We start from the raw sequence: 3942 nt of genomic DNA, 5'->3' as shown, positions 1-3942 counted from the left end.
ACCTGGGTCATTAGTCGTCTCGGCGGTTGGGATGGCTATCCCTCGTCCAAACCACCTGGCCCTATCACCATGAAAAACGGCCTCGAATACTTCCACGCCGTCGCTGCAGGATGGAGCCTTAGAGATGTGTGCATGCCCTAGTGCGATCGCAGGGACCCATACGCCGCGGCTTCTCGTCTCAGGAACCGCTGTGGGACGATTTCCCCCAAACCGCGAACAGCTGTGGTTATGGGCAGGAACGACGACTACTCCATCAGCGTGAACTGCAGGATCAAGTTGCGCTGGATCATCGAGAAATTGTCGTCGGAGACCAGCGTCAGCACGGTGTCGCCCTCCGGCGTGACGTGGGCGTCGATCGCCTCCATGTTGTCGACCTCGTGGCCGAGATCGGCCTCGAAGATCGCGGGGCCGTCGACCAGGGCGCCGGGCGCCAGCGATTTGAGCGGGATGCGCCGGATCCGAATGCCGATGCCGGAGAGCCAGGAGAATTTGCGCTCCAGCACCAGCAATTCGCCCGAGGGCAACAGCACCCCGTCGCTGATTTCGAATTTATCGGTGCGGCGAATGCTGAACTGGCCTGGCGTCTTGCCGCCGATCAGGAAGGCGATGATGTTGCCGTCGGCATCGAGCCCGCGCTCGGAGAGCGCGATCAGCGTGCCCTCCAGCGGGAGGCCCTTCGGCACCACCATCAGCGCTTCCAGCCCCTTGTTGCCGGGAAATTTGCGCGCCGCCGGCGGCAGCGGAATTTCCGCGCCGCGCGCCCGCGTGAACCCCTTGGCGAAATCATAGCGCAGGATCCGATGCACCCGCTCGATGCCGACATAGACCAGCGTGCCATCGAGCGCGAGCGATTCGGAATCGTACCAGCCGCGCGCGGTGATCGGCCGGCCGTCGGGCCCGAGCAGGGGTGCGGCCTCGACCTCCTCGAGCCCGGTCATCTCGCGGCCGCGGTAGACGATGCGGCCGGTGAACCAGCTGCCCTTGTCGCTGACGGCAATGAAGCGCTCGCCCTTCGGATCGAGCCGGAAACCCGACAGCCCGCCGAAGCCGCGAAAACGCGAGGTCAGGATCAGCCCGCTGCGATATTCCAGCGCGCCGAAGCGAACGCGCGAGCGGTCGCCGGTATCGAACGAAGCAACCGGCCGGGCGTTGACCTCGACCGTAACAGGGGCCGTGACGGTGAATTCGTCCGGCGCGACCGGCTTCTGCGCATGGCCGACGCCAGGGATGGCGGCGCCCGAAAGCCCCGCCGCCGTCAACTTGAGGAAGCGGCGGCGGCTGGGATGTGCGCGCATGCGGTTACGAATGCAATCGGCGCCGGCGGCCGGAGGTCGGCGCCGCCCCATTGGTCTCGCTGAACAGCTCGGCGAGCTTTTCGGTGATGGCGCCGCCGAGTTCCTCGGCATCGACGATGGTGACGGCGCGGCGATAATAGCGGGTGACGTCGTGGCCGATGCCGATCGCGATCAGTTCGACCGGCGAGCGGGTCTCGATTTCCTCGATGATGTGGCGCAGATGGCGCTCCAGGTAGTTGCCGGGATTGACCGACAGCGTGGAGTCGTCGACCGGCGCGCCGTCGGAAATCATCATCAGGATCTTGCGCTGCTCGGAGCGGCCGAGCAGGCGCTTGTGCGCCCAGTCCAGCGCCTCGCCGTCGATATTTTCCTTGAGCAGCCCCTCGCGCATCATCAGGCCCAGATTCTTGCGCGCGCGCCGCCACGGCGCGTCGGCGGATTTGTAGATGATGTGCCTGAGATCGTTGAGGCGGCCGGGATTGGCCGGCTTGCCGGCGGCCAGCCACGCCTCGCGCGACTGCCCGCCTTTCCACGCCCGCGTGGTGAAGCCCAGGATTTCCACCTTGACGCCGCAACGCTCCAGCGTGCGCGCCAGGATGTCGGCGCAGGTCGCCGCCACCGTGATCGGCCGCCCGCGCATCGAGCCGGAATTGTCCAGCAGCAGCGTCACCACGGTATCGCGGAAGGTCGCTTCCTTCTCGCTCATGAACGACAGCGGATGATAGGGATCGGTCACCACGCGCGACAGCCGCGCCGGATCGAGCACGCCCTCTTCGAGATCGAAGTCCCAGGCGCGGTTCTGCTGCGCCATCAGCCGGCGCTGCAGCCGGTTGGCCAGCCGCGCCACGATGCCCTGCAGATGCGCGAGCTGCTTGTCGAGATAGCTGCGCAACCGCTCCAGCTCGTCGTGGTCGCAGAGGTCTTCGGCCGCGATCACCTCGTCGAATTTCGGCGCGAAGGCGTGATATTCCGGGCCGCGCGGCTCGTTGGCGCTGCGCGAGTTCGGCCGCGTCGCCTCGCCCGGCGTCTCGTCGTCGCCGAGTTCGCCGTCGTCGAACGTGTCGGAGGTGGAAGCCTGCGCGCTTTCCATGGCGCTTTCCGACATCTCGTCGGTCGAGGCCTGGGCCTGATCGGCGCTCATTTCCTGCGCCGCGTCGCTGTCGGGCGAGCCCTCGGCGCCGGACTGGTCGTTCTCGCCGTCGCGGTTTTCGTCCTGGTTCTCGTCGTCGTCGGAGTCGGCGTTGCGATCGTCGCCGAGTTCCAGCGCCGACAACAGGTCATGCACCATGTCGCCGAACTTGGCCTGGTCTTCGGTGACGCGGCTGAGCTGATCGAGCCGCGCGCCGATCTTGTCTTCCAGCACCGGGCGCCACAGGTCGACCATCTTGCGGGCCGCCGCCGGCGGCGCGAGACCGGTCAGGCGTTCGCGCACCAGCATCGCCAGCGCATCGGACAGCGGCGCATCGGCACGGTCGGTGATTTCATCGAACTTGCCGCGATGGAAGTGATCATCGAGCATCGCGGTGAGATTCTTGGCGACGCCGTCCATCCGCCGTGCGCCGATCGCCTCGACCCGCGCCTGCTCGACCGCCTCGAACACGCCGCGGGCCTGCGGATTGCCCGGCATCAGCTTGCGGTGGACTTTCGGATCGTGGCAGGCGAGTTTCAGCGCGATCGAATCGGCGTGGCCGCGCACGATGGCGGCATCGCGCTTGGTCATCTTGCGCGCCGGCTCCGGCAACCGCGCCTTGCCCGGCGCGAGGCCGGGGCGTTCGGCGGCGAAGGTCACCTCAAGCTCCGGCGCCTTGGCGATGGCGCGCAGACAGGACGTCACCGCGCGCTTGAACGGCTCGGTCGGCGCTTCCTTCGATCCGGTCCGGAATTTGCTGTTGGACGTTGTCATTGCCACCTCACCGCCGTCGTCCCTGCGAACGCAGGGACCCATAACCACCGGCGGTCGTTATTTCGCGTTATCGAGCACATTCTATTGAACCGCCGCGGCGTATGGGTCCCCGCGTTCGCGGGGACGACGACCGAATATGCTTACGACAGCGCCACGTTGACCGAGGATTCCGCGAGCTCCGCATTGAAGCAGCGCTGATAGAACTCGGCGACCAAAGGCCGCTCCAGTTCGTCGCACTTGTTGAGGAAGGTGACGCGGAAGGAAAAGCCGATGTCGGTGAAAATCTCGGCGTTTTCGGCCCAGGTGATCACCGTGCGCGGGCTCATCACCGTTGACAGGTCGCCGTTGGCGAAGGCGTTGCGGGTGAGATCCGCCAGCCGCACCATCTTGTTGACGATGTCGCGGCCTTCCGGGTTGCGGTAGTGGCGCGCCTTGGCCAGCACGATCTCGACCTCCTCGTCATGCGCCAGATAGTTCAGCGTGGTGACGATCGACCAGCGGTCCATCTGGCCCTGGTTGATCTGCTGGGGGCCGTGTTAGAGACCCGAGGTGTCGCCGAGGCCGACCGTGTTGGCGGTCGAGAACAGCCGGAATGCCGGGTGCGGCTTGATCACCTTGTTCTGGTCCAGCAGCGTCAGGCGACCGGAGACTTCCAGCACGCGCTGGATCACGAACATCACGTCGGGACGGCCGGCGTCGTATTCGTCGAACACCAGCGCGACGTTGTGCTGCAGCGCCCAGGGC

Annotated in this window: 2 protein-coding genes and 1 pseudogene; all 3 read right to left on the bottom strand. The window is 66.2% G+C overall.

Annotated features, from left to right (window positions below):
* Window positions 1-245 precede the first annotated feature (245 nt).
* Window positions 246-1295: an esterase-like activity of phytase family protein gene (locus Q8R73_RS14380; protein WP_305720215.1), complete on the bottom strand. Its 1050-nt coding sequence runs from the start codon at window positions 1293-1295 to the stop codon at window positions 246-248.
* A gap of 4 nt (window positions 1296-1299) precedes the next feature.
* Window positions 1300-3198 carry a cobaltochelatase subunit CobT gene (gene cobT / locus Q8R73_RS14375; protein ID WP_305720214.1) on the bottom strand — a complete coding sequence of 633 codons (1899 nt, stop codon included), beginning with the start codon at window positions 3196-3198 and terminating at the stop codon, window positions 1300-1302.
* Window positions 3199-3338: 140 nt separating this feature from the next.
* A pseudogene (locus Q8R73_RS14370) lies at window positions 3339-3942 on the bottom strand (cobaltochelatase subunit CobS); the annotation flags it as partial.

This window comes from Bradyrhizobium sp. (assembly GCF_030697065.1).
GTDB lineage: Bacteria > Pseudomonadota > Alphaproteobacteria > Rhizobiales > Xanthobacteraceae > Bradyrhizobium.
The sequence above is the reverse complement of the archived record's forward strand: the minus strand, read 5'-3'. Positions and strand labels throughout refer to the sequence as shown.

Excerpts from the sequence above, each read along its gene's own strand:
- Q8R73_RS14380 (WP_305720215.1), bottom strand. The coding sequence starts at position 1,295 with ATGCGCGCACATCCCAGCCGCCGCCGCTTCCTCAAGTTGACGGCGGCG.
- cobT (WP_305720214.1), bottom strand. The coding sequence starts at position 3,198 with ATGACAACGTCCAACAGCAAATTCCGGACCGGATCGAAGGAAGCGCCG.